We start from the raw sequence: 15,125 nt of genomic DNA on the forward strand, positions 1-15,125 counted from the left end.
TAATGAATAGCCATTAACTTCTAAAATGTACTTTATGCAAAATACAAGCCAACTTTGTATTAACTAAATTTCAATCACTTAAATCTGAAAGAATCGATTTATACGGTATTTTTCACATACATCCGCTTATTTCAATATTTTATTATGTTCTAAATTGGTGCGTTGTTGGATTTTATTTAAAATTTTGGTTGTATTTTGGTGCATTACACAAAGAGATGGCTTTGCAGCTATGCGTAAGCAAAGAAAAGTCATACAATACGCCGATTCTAGTGGAGCGCAGATTCATGAAGACCCCCAAAGTCGGTTTTGTATCTTTAGGTTGTCCTAAGGCATTGGTAGATTCTGAACGAATTTTAACTCAGTTAAAGACTGAAGGTTATCAAGTAGCATCAGATTACGACGGTGCAGATTTGGTTGTTGTTAATACCTGTGGTTTTATTGAATCTGCAGTACAAGAGTCTTTAGACGCCATTGGCGAAGCCATGAGTGAAAATGGTCGAGTAATCGTTACTGGCTGTTTAGGTAAAGACGAAGACAAAATTCGCCAGATGCACCCAAATGTTCTTAAAGTAACAGGTGCAGCGGCCTATCAAGATGTAATGGAAGCGGTGCATGAATATGTACCGGCACCGCCAAAACATAACCCGTTTATTGATTTAGTTCCAGAGCAAGGTGTTCGTTTAACACCGAAGCATTATGCTTATTTGAAAATTTCGGAAGGTTGTAATCACCGTTGTACATTCTGCATTATCCCAAGCATGCGTGGCGACCTCGTGTCTCGTCCTGTTGGGAAGGTGTTGGATGAAGCAGCTGCACTTAAGCGTGCAGGTGTAAAAGAGATTTTGGTGATCTCGCAGGATACGTCTGCATACGGTGTGGATACCAAGTACAAGTTAGATTTTTGGAATGGTCAGCCAGTTAAAACCAAATTCTATGACATGTGTGAAGCACTTGGTCAGTTGGGAATTTGGGTACGTTTACACTACGTATATCCATATCCACATGTGGACGCTGCGATTGATTTGATGGCTCAGGGCAAAATCCTGCCTTATTTAGATATTCCTTTTCAGCACGCCAGTCCACGCATCTTAAAATTGATGAAGCGACCAGCGCATAGTGAAAATACTTTAGAACGCCTGAAACTCTGGCGTGAAAAATGCCCTGAATTAGTGATTCGCTCAACTTTCGTTGTCGGTTTTCCTGGTGAAACCGAAGAAGATTTCCAAATGTTATTGGAATGGTTGAAAGAAGCTCAACTAGATCGCGTTGGCTGTTTTACTTATTCACCCGTTGAAGGTGCAACAGCAAATGATCTTCCAGATCATGTGCCAGAAGAGATCAAGCAAGAGCGTTATGAACGTTTCATGGAAGTGCAACAAGCAATTTCAGCAGCTAAATTGCAAAAACGTATTGGTCAGAGAATGACGGTATTAGTTGATAGCTTGGAAGACGAATTCCCTGTTGCAGTTGCTCGCTCATATGCAGATGCACCTGAGATTGATGGCAACGTTTTTGTTGAAGATATTGATAAGAGTCTCATTAAAGCAGGTAACTTACTTGAAGTTGAAATTACAGATGCGGATGAGTATGACTTGTTTGCAAAGTTAATTCAGATTAAATCTGCTTAATGTTGAATTAAATTTAAGAAAGTTTTGAGATTGGTCGGTTTGGAGAAAAGTATGTCAGCTTCTAAGAATCCACGTTATGCACGTATTTTGCTAAAGCTTTCAGGTGAAGCTTTAGCAGGTAACAAAGATATGGGTATTGATGCCCAAGTATTGGATCAAATGTCACTTTCAATCGCTCATTTGGTTGGTCTAGGTGTTCAGGTCGGTATTGTGGTTGGCGGTGGTAATTTGTATCGCGGTAGCCAATTGCAAAAAGATGGTTTGGTTGGTCGTGTTACGGGTGACCAAATGGGCATGTTGGCAACGGTAATGAATGGTTTGGCACTGCGTGATGCATTGGTTCGTCGCAATATCAAAACGCGTTTAATGTCAGCTTTGTCGATTGGTACAGTAGTTGAGCCATATTCAAGCCGTGATGCAATTCGTCATTTAAGCCAAGGTGAAGTCTGTGTATTTGTTGCGGGTACAGGAAACCCATTCTTTACAACAGACACAGCTGCTTGCTTGCGTGGGATTGAGATCGAGTCGAACTTGATCTTGAAAGCGACTAAAGTTGATGGCGTTTATAATAAAGATCCGAGTAAATATGATGATGCGGTTAAATATGATCATTTAACTTTTGATCAGGTTTTAGATGAGAAGCTTGGTGTAATGGATCTTACGGCAATTTGTTTATGTCGTGACCATAATGTTCCATTGCAAGTTTTTGATATGAACAAATCTGGTGCATTACTTTCTGTTGTAATGGGCGAAAAAGAAGGTACTCACGTTACGAATTAGGATTTGTTAATAAACCCTCATGTACGTGAGCCGTAAAGCTCTTTATACTAATGTCTAAATATTTTGTAATACCTATGAATAAGTAAGGAAGATCATATGATTAACGATCTCAAAAAAGATAGCGAACAGCGTATGCAGAAGTCGCTTGACTCTTTAGAGTTGGGCTTTGCCAAAGTTCGTACAGGTCGTGCGCACCCATCTATTTTAAATGGTGTGATGGTTTCTTACTATGGTTCCGATGTTCCATTGAATCAAGTGGCAAACGTTGGACTTGAAGATTCGCGGACACTATTGGTACAACCATTTGAGCGCTCGATGGTTGCTGCGATTGATAAAGCGATTCGCGAAGCAGGTTTAGGTTTGAATCCAATTACTGCTGACGCAATCCGTGTACCAATGGCTGCGTTAACTGAAGAAACTCGTCGTGACATGCAAAAAGTTGCGCGTAATGAAGCTGAAAATGCCAAAGTTGCGATTCGTAACATTCGTCGTGATGTGTTAGGTGATATCAAAGCATTATTGAAAGAAAAAGAAATTTCTGAAGATGATGATCGCCGTGCATCAGATGAAATTCAGAAAATTACGGATAAATATGTTGCAGAAGTCGATAAGCGTCTTGCAGCGAAAGAAGCAGAGTTGATGAAGGTCTGATATTACTATGACCTTGCAAGAAGAACCGCTTCTTCCTCAACATGTTGCCATCATCATGGATGGCAACAATCGTTTTGCCAAAAAAAAGCAAATGCAAAAAGGCGATGGGCATCGAGAAGGCAAGAATGTCTTGGATCCTATTGTTGAGCATTGCAAAAAAGAAGGTGTTCGTGCATTAACGGTTTTTGCATTCTCAAGCGAAAATTGGAATCGACCACAGTATGAAGTTGACCTGTTAATGAAATTGTTGGAAGAGACAATTCATGAGCAGTTACCTCGTATGGAAAAATTCAATATTGCGCTTCGTTTCATTGGAGACCGTTCTCGGTTATCAAATGAGTTGCGTGATTTAATGCAATATGCAGAGCAGAAAACAGCAGCTTTTGACTCAATGACGCTCACCATTGCCATTAGTTATGGTGGTATGTGGGATATGGCTCAGGCTGCAAAAGTCATTGCTCAAGATGTGCTCGCTGGAAAACTTCAAGCAGATCAGATAAATGTTGATTTATTTGATAAATATGTCAGTCTAAATGATCTCCCAGCTGTCGATTTGTTAATTCGTACAGGTGGTGACTATCGTTTATCTAACTTCTTACTGTGGCAAGCCGCGTATGCAGAGTTGTATTTTACCGAGACATTATGGCCCGAGTTTACAGTGAAAGAGCTAGATCACGCATTTCGTGTTTTTTCAGGACGTGAAAGACGCTTTGGTAAAACCTCAGAACAGATTCAACAAGCGAAAATAGAGAATTAATAATGTTAGAGCGGATTATTACCGCATTGGTGTTAGTTGCTGTTGTTTTAAGTTGCATGTTTGCAACGCAATCACATTATCCAATGTTTATGCTTATGATTTTAGCCGCAGGGGTCGCTGGTTATGAGTGGTTTAAGCTTATGCCGCGAGCAGTTACGGCTGTGTCAAAACCGAAAGCTTGGTTATATGGTGGATGTGTTGCGGCAGTATCAACACTCGCATTATTTTTTGATGATGTCGCACTTTTGCTTTGGGCTGCATCAATTCTCACGTGGTTAGGCAGTATTTATTGGGTTAAGAATTTTCCTGAATCAGATAGTTGGTACAACGTATCTTTATATATCGTTGGCTTTATTCTGATATCTGCTGCGGTTACTGCACTGTATGCTGTTTGGCATAGTTCACCGTGGTGGTTGATGTATTTGTTCCTGTTGGTATGGGGAGCAGACAGTGGTGCATATTTTGTTGGGCGTAAATTTGGTAAGAAAAAACTAGCACCATTTGTAAGCCCAAATAAATCGGTTGAAGGCTTATATGGCGGCATTGCAACCACGATTATCATTATGCTGGTTGTACAATATTTCTATTTAAATTTAAGTGTTATACAGCTTATTTTATTCTTAATCCTTTCGATTATTACCGTGTTTGCATCTGTGTTAGGTGATTTGTTTGAATCAATGATTAAACGCCGTGCAGGAATCAAGGATTCTGGTCGTGTTCTTCCTGGGCATGGTGGTGTGTTAGACCGTATTGATTCTTTACTTGCTGCTGCGCCGATTTTTGCAACTGGCATGTATATATTAAAACTTATTGGTGTAGATCTTTAAATGACTCAAGCTGTTTGTATATTGGGTGTTACGGGTTCAATTGGACAGAGTACTTTAAAAGTATTGGAACAACACCCAGACCAATACACTGTATTTGCAGTCTCTGCATATAGTCGTTTAGATGAACTTTTAGAAGTTTGTAAAAAACATCATCCCAAAATTGTTGTTGTGCCGAATGAGAAAGCATTTGAGTTACAACAACGTTTCAATCAAGAAAATCTAAAACAGATTGAAATTTTGACAGATGAAACTGGCTTAATTGAAATTGCTGAACATGCTGATGTTGATATCGTCATGGCAGCCATTGTGGGTGCGGCTGGGTTGTTACCAACACTGGCGGCAGTCAAAGCCGGTAAGCGTGTTTTACTTGCCAATAAAGAGTCGCTCGTGATGTCTGGTGATATCATGATGCAAGCTGCGCGCGAACATAATGCTTTGTTACTGCCAGTCGACTCTGAGCACAATGCAATCTTTCAATCCTTACCGCATAATTATTTAGATGCTGAAAGAACGGGCCAACCACAATTAGGTGTATCTCAGATCTTACTGACTGCATCTGGTGGTCCGTTCCTGAATCACTCATTAGATCAATTGTATGATGTCACTCCGCAGCAAGCGTGTAAGCATCCAAACTGGTCAATGGGGCAAAAAATCTCTGTTGATTCTGCGACTTTGATGAATAAAGGCTTAGAATTAATAGAAGCTTGTCATTTGTTTTCAATATCAGAACATTTTGTTACAGTTGTTGTTCATCCACAAAGTATTATTCATTCCATGGTGCAGTATGTGGATGGATCAACTTTGGCACAAATGGGTAATCCAGATATGTGTACACCAATTGCACATGCATTGGCTTGGCCAACACGTTTGGAGACAAATGTTCCTGCTTTAAATTTATTTGAGACGGCTCAACTGAACTTTCAGTCGCCTGATCTTGTTAAATTTCCTGCATTAGATTTAGCACGTCAGGCGATGCGTGCAGGTGGTTTAGCACCGACGATTTTAAACGCGGCAAATGAAATTGCAGTTGCAGCATTTTTGCAGCAAAGAATTCGATTTACTGAGATTGCTCAAGTTGTCGAAAATACCTTGCAAACTGTACAAAATGCTAAAGCAGAAAATATAGACATCATCTTGCAGACTGATATGATCGCAAGACGAATTGCAGAAAAGTATATTGTGGATATAGGAGGCTAAATCGTATGAATGCACTATTTATGATTGTTGCAGCGATTTTATTGCTTGGTCCTCTAATTGCAATTCATGAATTTGGTCATTATTGGGTTGCACGTAGATTAGGTGTCAAAGTGTTGGTTTACTCCATTGGCTTTGGTCCAACTCTATTGAAATGGCAATCTAAAAAATCAGGAATCCAATATCAGCTTTCAGCATTACCGCTGGGTGGTTATGTCAAAATGTTGGATGAGCGTGAGGGGAATGTTGCTGAGCAAGACCTGCCTTATGCCTTTAACCGCCAATCTCCGTGGAAGCGCATTGCGATTGTAGCTGCTGGTCCTTTGATTAATCTGATTTTTGCTGTATTTCTATTTTGGATTTTATTTTTACCCGCACAAGATCAGTTGAACACTCGTATTGGCAAAATCATGCCAAATACACCCGCAGCTCAAGTCGATTTAAAAGTCGGCGATAAGATTATCAATGTTGACGGACAAACAACGCCAACATGGGAAAAATTGAATTATGCCTTAGTGAACCGTGTTGGTGAGACTGGGCAGGTTTCAATCATCGTTGATCGTGCGGGGACCGAAAAACAGTTTAATTTACCGATTAAAGAGTTTTTGAAAGATCAAAGTCAGTCGCCTTTGGACGTATTAGGTTTTTTACCGTATCGTCCTCAGATTCCTGCAATGGTGAAAGAATTGAGTCCTGATGGCGCAGCGATACGCCAAGGTATGAAAGTCGGAGATCAAATCGTTGCAATTGATAATGTTGCAATGAAAGATTGGTTTGATGTAGTTGCTGTTGTTCAAAGCTCACCAGAAAAGCTTTTAAATATTGATGTGATGCGTCAAGGTCAACTTGTCCATTTACAAGTGATGCCACAAGGGCAGCGCGATAATATGGGCAATACTACTGGAATGCTTGGCGTGAAAAGTGATGCAGGCAAAATCACGATTCCGAATGATTACAAGCAAACCATTCAATATTCACCTGTAGAAGCCTTAGTTGTTGCTTTTGAAAAGACAACTCAGCTTTCGGGCATGATTTTCAATTCGATTATCAAAATGGTACGTGGTTTAATTGGTTTGGATAACTTATCTGGCCCAATCACCATTGCCAAAGTGGCTGGCCAAAGTGCTGAAATGGGATGGCAAACGTTCATTTCTTTCATGGCTTTGATGAGTGTAAGTCTTGGCATTCTAAATTTATTACCAATTCCGATGCTTGATGGTGGTCATTTAGTCTATTACTTCATCGAAGCAATCCGTGGTAAACCTGTTTCTGAACAAATACAGATGTTTGGTCTAAAAGTTGGTATGGTACTGCTCGGTAGCATGATGCTTTTGGCTTTATTTAACGACTTCATGCGTTTATAACAACGCAAATGGAATTTAACTTACTGGAAAATATATGGGCATGCGTCACACACATTTATTAATGCCTTTGGCACTGGTTAGTGCGATGGCAGTGGTACAACAAGCATACGCTGCAGATGAGTTTCTTGCACAAGATATACGAATTGATGGCTTAGTGCGTTTAACACCTGCAAGTATCTATTCTATGTTACCAATAAATAGTGGCGATAGAGTAAGTGATCCTATGATTGCTGAGGCAATCCGTACTTTATATGCTTCGGGTTTATTTGATGACATCAAAACCTATAAAGAAAATAATGTTTTGGTCTTTAAAGTGGTTGAACGTCCAGTTATTTCAAAGCTGGAATTCAAAGGTAATAAACTGATTCCAAAAGAAGCCTTAGAGCAGGGCTTAAAGAAAATGGGGATTGCCGAAGGCGAAGTGTTTAAAAAATCTGCATTGCAGACGATTGAAACTGAGCTTGAGCAACAATATACCCAGCAAGGTCGCTATGATGCGGATGTGACTGTTGAAACAGTTGCTCGTCCAAATAACCGTGTTGAGTTAAAGCTTAATTTTAATGAAGGTACCGCTGCAAAAGTATTTGATATCAACATTATTGGTAACACTGTCTTTAGTGATAGTGATATCAAGCAAGCCTTTGCCGTTAAAGAAAGTGGCTGGGCATCTATTGTTACTCGTAATGACCGTTATGCACGCGAAAAAATGGCTGCAAGTCTAGAAGCCTTACGTGCATTGTATTTAAACAAAGGTTATATCAACTTTAATATCATCAATTCTCAGTTGAATATTAGCGAAGATAAAAAACATATCTTTATTGAAGTTTCGGTTGATGAAGGTAGCCAGTTTAAATTTGGTGAAACCAAATTCTTAGGTGATGCACTCTATAAACCACAAGAGTTACAAGCGCTTAAATTGTACAAAGATGGTGAAACTTATTCTCAGGAAAAAGTGAATGCTGTTAAGCAATTATTATTGCGCAAGTATGGTAATGCAGGCTATTACTATGCTGAAGTGAATGTTGTACCTGATATCAATAATGAAACGGGTATCGTGGGGTTAAATTATTATATTAACCCAGGTCAACAAGTGACTGTTCGTCGTATTAACTTCACTGGTAATAGTAAAACGGCTGATGAAGTATTACGTCGTGAAATGCGCCAAATGGAAGGTGCGTTGGCAAGTAATGAAAAAATCGACTTGTCTAAAGTTCGTTTAGAACGTACAGGTTTCTTTAAGACCGTAGATGTTAAACCTGTTCGCGTACCAAATTCACCAGACGAAGTTGATTTAAACGTGAATGTTGAAGAACAGCATTCTGGTACGACTACACTAGCTGTAGGTTACTCACAAAATGGTGGTGTAACTTTCCAAGCAGGTTTAAGTCAAACCAACTTTATGGGAACAGGTAATCGTGTCGCGATCGATTTATCTCGTTCAGAAACGCAAGATTACTATAACTTAAGTGTGACTGACCCATACTTCACCATTGATGGTGTGAGCCGTGGTTATAACGTTTATTACCGTAAAACTAAGCTAAACAAAGACTATAACGTTAACAACTATGTCACCGATAGTATTGGTGGTAGCGTCAGTTTTGGTTACCCAATTGATGAAAATCAAAGTCTAAGTGCTTCTTTAGGTATTGATCAAACCAAAGTACGGACTGGTCCAAGTGTTTCGACTTATATCCGTGATTATTTATTAGCGAATGGTGGTAAACAGACTTCTACAAGTACGTATTGCTCTGGTAACTATAAGTCACAGCGAGAAATAGATGCGGTTAATGGTAAGCCTGCACCGAGTCCTGTACCTGCTGACTATGATTTAGCAATAAATTGTGTAGATAAAGACTCTAAGCCATTAGACTTAACCGAATACGGTAACGCATTTGAAGGTACTTTCTTAACCTATATGTTAAATTTAGGTTGGTCTTATAACACTTTGAATAGACCAATTTTCCCAACTTCTGGTATGTCACATCGTGTTGGTTTGGAAATTGGTTTACCTGGTAGTGATGTAGATTATCAAAAGTTAACTTATGATGCGCAGGCCTTTAAATCACTTTGGGGTGGATTTGTTCTTCGTGGTTACGGTAAATTAGGCTATGGTAATGATTTACCATTCTATAAAAATTTCTATGCGGGTGGTTATGGTTCAGTACGTGGCTATGATAACAGCTCATTAGGGCCTAAATACCCAAGTGTAATTTTCCAAGAGCAAGGTCAAAATGACCCGAATCCTGAAGAAGTTGGCGGTAACGCTTTGGTTCAGTTTGGTACAGAACTTGCGCTTCCTTTACCATTTAAAGGTGATTGGACGCGTCAAGTGCGTCCAGTCTTATTTGCCGAAGGTGCACAAGTCTTTGATACGAAATGTGACATACCAAAAGGTAAAGTCTACGGTACTAATATTGATATGAAGCAATATTGCAATGATAACAATAAGTTTGATCTTGGCAATATGCGTTATAGCGTCGGTGTTGGCTTCACGTGGATTACCATGATTGGTCCATTATCTCTCAGTTATGCATTCCCATTGAATGATAAAAAAGGTGATAACACCAAATCTATCCAATTCGAAATCGGTCGTACCTTCTAAGGGCGACCTCGTTTATCGCTGTAAAATATATAAAGGATGCAATAATGAAAAAATTAACAATGCTTATGTTAGGTTTAGGATTTACGGTTTCTGCAACTGTAAATGCCGCTGGTCTTGCTGTAGTTGATTTAGCTAAAGTTGTTGAAAGCAGTACTTATCTCAAACAACAAAATGCGAGCTTAACTCAGTCAGTAAAACCTACTTCAACTCGACTTGAGCAATTGGGTAAAGAGTTAGAGTCTTTGCAGCAAAAAGCGCAGACTGATGGTCAAAAAATGAATCAGGCTGATATCCAAAAGCTCACTGCTCAGTATCAGTCGAAATTAAGTGAATTCAACTCGACTCAGCAAGGTTTACAGACCAAAGTTCAGTCAAGCTTACAAGCGATGAATACAACTTTTGAATCGCGCGTGAAGCAAGCTGCTGAACAATTGCGTAAAGAAAACAACTTAGACTTCATTTTGAATAAAAATTCTACGATTGCCTCTGACGCTCAGTATGATTTAACTGATAAAATGATTCAAAAGGTTAACGCAATTAAATAATCAATGAATAGACGTACTTATCGTTTAGAAGAAATTGCTCACCTTGTCAAAGGTGAGCATTTCGGTGAAAAAGATTTCCAAGTTTCTAACTTGGCAAGTTTGGAATATGCGCAAGAACAGCATATTTGCTTTGTAAATGGTGAAAAATATTTAGCACAAGCAGAGGCAAGTCATGCTGGCGCATTTATCGTCACAGCACAACTTAAACAACAACTGACAAGCAAACAAAATTTTATTGTTGTAGATAATCCTTATTTGGCATTTGCTACTTTAACGCATTTATTTCAAAACAAAATAACTCAACGAGGTATCGAGAGTACTGCTCAAATTCATCCTTCTGCCATGATTGCTGATGATGCTTATATTGGGCATTATGTTGTGATTGGTGAACATTGTGTTGTGGGGAACAACACAATTATTCAGGCACATACGTTCCTTGATGATGAAGTTGAGATTGGTAAAGATTGCTTTATTGATGCACATGTTACTATTACGGGTGCAGCAAAATTACAAGATCGTGTTCGTATTCATGCGAATACAGTGATTGGTTCTGAAGGTTTTGGGTTTGCACCGTATCAAGGGAAATGGCATCGCATTGCGCAACTGGGTTCAGTTCGCATCGGAAATGATGTCCGGATTGGTTCAAATTGTAGTATTGATCGTGGCGCATTAGACGATACAATTCTAGCGGATGGTGTCATTATTGATAACCTTGTGCAAATTGCTCACAATGTTCAGATTGGAGAAAATACTGCGATTGCAGCAAACTGTGGTATTGCTGGAAGTGCAAAAATTGGCAAAAACTGTATCATGGGTGGTGCCTCTGGGGTGGTTGGACATCTTGAAATCACCGATAATGTGACACTTACGGCAATGTCAATGGTCACAAAAAATATTTCTGAAGCAGGAACGTATTCTTCTGGGATGGGGCTTTTTGAAAATAGCCATTGGAAAAAGACAATTGTACGTCTCAGACAATTAGCAGATGTGCCATTGACCCAAATCACTAAAAGGCTTGATCATATGCAAGCTCAATTAGAGTCCCTTGAATCAACCTTTAAGTTACGTAAATAATTTATTATGACTGAGACTACATTACCTGCATTCACGATGCCTGAATTACCCATGGATATTCTTACGATTCGTGAATATTTACCTCATCGTTATCCATTTTTACTCGTTGATCGCGTTACAGAAATTACTGAGAATAGTATTGTCGGTTATAAAAACGTTTCTATTAATGAAGAGTTTTTCCAAGGGCATTTCCCAACCTATCCAATTATGCCTGGTGTACTGATGATTGAAGCATTAGCACAGGTTTCTGGAATCTTGGGTTTTGTCTTAACTAATCAAAAGCCGAAAGCAGGTTCGCTGTTTTTATTTGCAGGTGCAGAAAAAATCAGATTTAAGAAACAAGTTGTTGCAGGTGACCAGCTTGTCTTAAAATCTGAACTAGTGATGCAAAAACGTGGCATTTACAAGTACAATTGTACTGCGAGCGTCGATGGCATTGTTGCTGCAACGGCAGAGATTATTATTTCCCACCAGAAAATTGAGCAGACATGAGTAGTCAAAATTTAATACATCCCACAGCAATTATTGACCCGTCTGCAGAAATTGCATCTGATGTACAAATTGGTCCTTATAGTGTTGTGGGTCCCAATGTAAGTATTGACTCTGGTACAAAATTACATTCACATGTTGTCATTGGTGGTTTTACGAGAATTGGAAAAAATAATGATATTTTTCAATTCTCGAGCATTGGGGAAATTTGTCAGGATTTAAAATATCAGGGCGAAGAAACTTGGTTAGAAATTGGCGATCATAACTCGATTCGTGAACATTGTACTTTGCATAGAGGTACAGTTCAGGATCATAGCCTGACCAAAATTGGCAGTCATAACTTGTTAATGGTCAATACACATATTGCACATGATTGTGTGATTGGTAATCATAATATTTTTGCCAATAATGTGGGTGTTGCTGGCCATGTTCATGTTGGTGATCATGTGATCGTCGGTGGTAATGCGGGTATTCATCAATTCTGTCGTATTGATTCATATAGTATGATCGGCGGTGCTGCTTTAATTCTTAAAGATGTGCCAGCATATATCATGGCTTCTGGTAACCCAGCACGTGCTTATGGTATGAATATTGAAGGTATGCGTCGTAAAGGTTGGTCCAGAGATACCATTCAGGGTTTAAGAGAAGCTTATAAGCTCATCTATAAATCTGGTTTAACCGCTGATCAGGCAATTGAACAGATTCGTAATGAAATTCTAGTGAAAACCCCAGAAGCGCAATTGTTTATTGACTCTTTAGAGCAATCAACGCGTGGTATTGTGCGTTAATCACGAGATTGAAAAAAAGACACTGAGGTGTCTTTTTTTATGCCTAATTCTCTTCTTCGACAAATTGTTGTCGATACTGTTTAGGTGAATGCTCAAAAGTGCGTTTAAAAGCTTGGCTGAATGCGGTTTCTGATGAGTAACCTACTTTATTTGCAATTTGTTGAACTGAATAATTACTTTTACGTAAATATTGGCTGGCTAGGCGCATGCGATGTTGTTGTAAATAAGCAAGCGGAGATTCGCCAATCACTTCATGGAATAAACTGGCAAACTTTGAACGCGACATGCAGCATTGTTCTGCCAATGATTCAACCGTCCAGGCATCTTCAGGATGATTGTGAATTGCTGCCAAGCTATTGCTCAGTTCAGGATGATTTAAAGCACTGAGCCAGCCATGTTGGCTTGAAATCTGTTGAATGTGGTCTCGAATACATTTAATTAGTAAGATATTGACGAGATGATCGATGATGATATCGCGACCTGCTTGAATATTCTGCGTTTCTAAGGCCAGAAAGTGTAAGCCGATTTGCAGCCATTCAGGTGCATTGGTATCTCCATGTTGCAAATGGATAATTGCAGGTAATGCCTGAATAAAAGGACGAGCCATAATCGTATCAATCTGGCAGCGTACGGTCAGAATAAGGTTTTTCTCAGATGAGTGAGTACCGAATTCGATGGCTTCTTCTTTATGACCATCGAACAGCTTTGAAATATCAACGGCATCGACCAGCTTGGTAATCGTATTATCTGCGCCTGTATGTGCTTTCCCTGACGGAATGACCACAATTTCACCTGCATGTGCAGTTAAACTATTTTGTGCGTCAATTTGAATAAAAACAGAACCAACTAAAACAATATGAACAATTAAGGCCGTTTGATCTTGGCAGATAAAACTCCATTCTCCTTGAGTTTTCAAGTAGATATATTCAGTGTGATTTAAATGAATATCAGCAAATATTTTACTTAAAGCATCCATATGATTTTTTAACGATGTATTCATTTAAATTATAGAGAGCTGCGCCAATAACTCAATATGTGTTTATAGGACAAAAACAGGGTGGATGATGCCAAAGACTTTGACATAGGTTTTTTGGACGCTTGCAACTGTCATGAAATTCATAATTCCTCAGAATATACATATATACAAAGACATGGATTCGATGATGAATGCGCCAGTAAATGTTGAGCAAGAACTTACGCCAGTAAGCATTCCAAAGTCAAAAACTCAGTTAGATCGTAAACGTTATTTATGGGCCATTAGCCCAGCTTTGCCTGCAATCGGGATTGGTATTTTAGCAGGTTATCAATTTGCGCCACGTCCATTGAAGAAAATCTTTGCTTTAGGCGGCCCAATTGTTTTGCATATTGTGATTCCAACAATTGATACCATTATTGGTAAAGATGCAAATAATCCTACAGATGAAGATATTCGATTACTTGAAAAAGACCCATATTATTCTCGATTGGTGAAAAGCTTTATTCCTTTGCAATATGCAGCCAATATCTATGCATGTTATTTAACCAGTCGTAAAGAAACGTCTTTGATTGATAAGATCTTTTTAGGTATTTCAATGGGTGCAATTAACGGGATTGCCATTAATACTGCACATGAGCTGAGTCATAAATCTGATCGTATTGATCATATCCTTTCACATTTGGCGTTGGTACCAACGGGTTATAACCATTTCCGTATTGAGCATCCTTATGGTCACCATAAACGTGCTGCGACACCTGAAGATCCAGCATCTTCACAAATGGGTGAAACATTCTATGAGTTTTGGCCACGTACGGTCATTGGCTCTTTCAAATCAGCAATTGAAATTGAAACGACTCGTTTAAAACGTAAAGGCAAACAATTCTGGTCAATGGACAATGAATTGTTGCAAGGTTGGGGCATGAGTGCTGCTTTTCATGGTTCAATGGTTGGCTTGTTTGGTAAAGGGGTCATTCCTTATCTGGCAACACAGGCTTTCTATGGCATTAGCTTGTTTGAAATTATTAACTATATCGAACACTATGGATTAAAACGCCAAAAAGACAAGAATGGTAAATATGAACGTACCATGCCAGAACATAGCTGGAACAATAATAATATTGTGACTAACTTATTCTTGTATCAATTACAACGTCATTCGGATCATCATGCATATCCGACACGCCCGTTCCAAGCGTTGCGTCATTTTGATGAAGCACCTGAGTTGCCAAGTGGTTATGCAAGTATGTTATTGCCTGCTTTGATTCCACCACTGTGGTCAAAAATGATGGATAAGCGAGTATTTGATCATTACAAAGGTGATTTGAATAAAGCTAATATTTTCCCTAAACGTCGCGCTAAAATCTTTAAAAAGTTTGGTGTAGTGGATCAGTCTCTGAATGAAGTTTCTACCGAGACACTAACTACAGCATAATCCAAACTGCTTTCCCAA

14 protein-coding genes are annotated in these 15,125 nt (G+C 39.1%); 13 read left to right on the forward strand and 1 reads right to left on the reverse strand.

Annotated elements, in window-relative coordinates; genetic code table 11:
- Positions 1–284: 284 nt before the first annotated feature.
- The 12 genes from rimO to lpxA all read left to right on the forward strand — a co-directional run bounded on the left by rimO (position 285) and on the right by lpxA (position 12,699).
- Positions 285–1,628 carry a 30S ribosomal protein S12 methylthiotransferase RimO gene (rimO, locus tag F909_RS05665; protein ID WP_005152639.1) on the forward strand — a complete coding sequence of 448 codons (1,344 nt, stop codon included), beginning with the start codon at positions 285–287 and terminating at the stop codon, positions 1,626–1,628.
- A gap of 51 nt (positions 1,629–1,679) precedes the next feature.
- Positions 1,680–2,408 carry a UMP kinase gene (pyrH, locus tag F909_RS05660; protein ID WP_005152641.1) on the forward strand — a complete coding sequence of 243 codons (729 nt, stop codon included), beginning with the start codon at positions 1,680–1,682 and terminating at the stop codon, positions 2,406–2,408.
- 96 nt (positions 2,409–2,504) lie between these two features.
- Entirely contained in the window at positions 2,505–3,059 is a 555-nt protein-coding gene (gene frr, locus F909_RS05655; RefSeq protein ID WP_005152644.1) for a ribosome recycling factor, read from the forward strand.
- 7 nt (positions 3,060–3,066) lie between these two features.
- Complete coding sequence (gene uppS / locus F909_RS05650; RefSeq protein ID WP_005152646.1) at positions 3,067–3,816, forward strand: polyprenyl diphosphate synthase; 750 nt, start codon at positions 3,067–3,069, stop codon at positions 3,814–3,816.
- A gap of 2 nt (positions 3,817–3,818) precedes the next feature.
- Complete coding sequence (locus F909_RS05645; protein WP_005152649.1) at positions 3,819–4,643, forward strand: phosphatidate cytidylyltransferase; 825 nt, start codon at positions 3,819–3,821, stop codon at positions 4,641–4,643.
- The gene (gene ispC / locus F909_RS05640; protein ID WP_005152651.1) at positions 4,644–5,840 is read left to right on the forward strand and encodes a 1-deoxy-D-xylulose-5-phosphate reductoisomerase; all 1,197 of its coding nucleotides are present in this window, start codon (positions 4,644–4,646) and stop codon (positions 5,838–5,840) included. It abuts the gene before it with no gap.
- Between the two features lie 5 nt (positions 5,841–5,845).
- Positions 5,846–7,201, forward strand: a complete 1,356-nt coding sequence (rseP, locus tag F909_RS05635) for an RIP metalloprotease RseP (RefSeq protein WP_005152653.1) — start codon at positions 5,846–5,848, stop codon at positions 7,199–7,201.
- A 34-nt stretch (positions 7,202–7,235) separates the two neighbouring features.
- The gene (gene bamA / locus F909_RS05630) at positions 7,236–9,803 is read left to right on the forward strand and encodes an outer membrane protein assembly factor BamA (protein WP_005152659.1); all 2,568 of its coding nucleotides are present in this window, start codon (positions 7,236–7,238) and stop codon (positions 9,801–9,803) included.
- A 44-nt stretch (positions 9,804–9,847) separates the two neighbouring features.
- Positions 9,848–10,348: an OmpH/Skp family outer membrane protein gene (locus tag F909_RS05625; protein ID WP_005152661.1), complete on the forward strand. Its 501-nt coding sequence runs from the start codon at positions 9,848–9,850 to the stop codon at positions 10,346–10,348.
- A 3-nt stretch (positions 10,349–10,351) separates the two neighbouring features.
- Positions 10,352–11,422: a UDP-3-O-(3-hydroxymyristoyl)glucosamine N-acyltransferase gene (lpxD, locus tag F909_RS05620; RefSeq protein WP_005152663.1), complete on the forward strand. Its 1,071-nt coding sequence runs from the start codon at positions 10,352–10,354 to the stop codon at positions 11,420–11,422.
- 6 nt (positions 11,423–11,428) lie between these two features.
- Positions 11,429–11,914: a 3-hydroxyacyl-ACP dehydratase FabZ gene (fabZ, locus tag F909_RS05615; protein WP_005152665.1), complete on the forward strand. Its 486-nt coding sequence runs from the start codon at positions 11,429–11,431 to the stop codon at positions 11,912–11,914.
- Positions 11,911–12,699: an acyl-ACP--UDP-N-acetylglucosamine O-acyltransferase gene (lpxA, locus tag F909_RS05610; protein ID WP_005152667.1), complete on the forward strand. Its 789-nt coding sequence runs from the start codon at positions 11,911–11,913 to the stop codon at positions 12,697–12,699. Before fabZ ends, lpxA begins: the two co-directional genes overlap by 4 nt.
- A gap of 43 nt (positions 12,700–12,742) precedes the next feature.
- Here lpxA and F909_RS05605 read toward each other — a convergent pair whose 3' ends face one another.
- Positions 12,743–13,675, reverse strand: a complete 933-nt coding sequence (locus tag F909_RS05605) for an AraC family transcriptional regulator (RefSeq protein WP_005152669.1) — start codon at positions 13,673–13,675, stop codon at positions 12,743–12,745.
- Positions 13,676–13,862: 187 nt separating this feature from the next.
- On the opposite strand from F909_RS05605, the gene F909_RS05600 reads away from it, so the two are divergent.
- Positions 13,863–15,107 carry an alkane 1-monooxygenase gene (locus F909_RS05600; protein ID WP_005152671.1) on the forward strand — a complete coding sequence of 415 codons (1,245 nt, stop codon included), beginning with the start codon at positions 13,863–13,865 and terminating at the stop codon, positions 15,105–15,107.
- Positions 15,108–15,125 lie beyond the last annotated feature (18 nt).

Source organism: Acinetobacter sp. ANC 3929 (genome assembly GCF_000369405.1).
Taxonomy (GTDB): domain Bacteria; phylum Pseudomonadota; class Gammaproteobacteria; order Pseudomonadales; family Moraxellaceae; genus Acinetobacter.

What these genes read in the sequence shown, in the direction of transcription:
- rimO (WP_005152639.1), top strand. Translation starts at nt 285, where the DNA reads ATGAAGACCCCCAAAGTCGGTTTTGTATCTTTAGGTTGTCCTAAGGCA.
- pyrH (WP_005152641.1), top strand. Translation starts at nt 1,680, where the DNA reads ATGTCAGCTTCTAAGAATCCACGTTATGCACGTATTTTGCTAAAGCTT.
- frr (WP_005152644.1), top strand. Translation starts at nt 2,505, where the DNA reads ATGATTAACGATCTCAAAAAAGATAGCGAACAGCGTATGCAGAAGTCG.
- uppS (WP_005152646.1), top strand. Translation starts at nt 3,067, where the DNA reads ATGACCTTGCAAGAAGAACCGCTTCTTCCTCAACATGTTGCCATCATC.
- F909_RS05645 (WP_005152649.1), top strand. Translation starts at nt 3,819, where the DNA reads ATGTTAGAGCGGATTATTACCGCATTGGTGTTAGTTGCTGTTGTTTTA.
- ispC (WP_005152651.1), top strand. Translation starts at nt 4,644, where the DNA reads ATGACTCAAGCTGTTTGTATATTGGGTGTTACGGGTTCAATTGGACAG.
- rseP (WP_005152653.1), top strand. Translation starts at nt 5,846, where the DNA reads ATGAATGCACTATTTATGATTGTTGCAGCGATTTTATTGCTTGGTCCT.
- bamA (WP_005152659.1), top strand. Translation starts at nt 7,236, where the DNA reads ATGGGCATGCGTCACACACATTTATTAATGCCTTTGGCACTGGTTAGT.
- F909_RS05625 (WP_005152661.1), top strand. Translation starts at nt 9,848, where the DNA reads ATGAAAAAATTAACAATGCTTATGTTAGGTTTAGGATTTACGGTTTCT.
- lpxD (WP_005152663.1), top strand. Translation starts at nt 10,352, where the DNA reads ATGAATAGACGTACTTATCGTTTAGAAGAAATTGCTCACCTTGTCAAA.
- fabZ (WP_005152665.1), top strand. Translation starts at nt 11,429, where the DNA reads ATGACTGAGACTACATTACCTGCATTCACGATGCCTGAATTACCCATG.
- lpxA (WP_005152667.1), top strand. Translation starts at nt 11,911, where the DNA reads ATGAGTAGTCAAAATTTAATACATCCCACAGCAATTATTGACCCGTCT.
- F909_RS05605 (WP_005152669.1), bottom strand. Translation starts at nt 13,675, where the DNA reads ATGGATGCTTTAAGTAAAATATTTGCTGATATTCATTTAAATCACACT.
- F909_RS05600 (WP_005152671.1), top strand. Translation starts at nt 13,863, where the DNA reads ATGAATGCGCCAGTAAATGTTGAGCAAGAACTTACGCCAGTAAGCATT.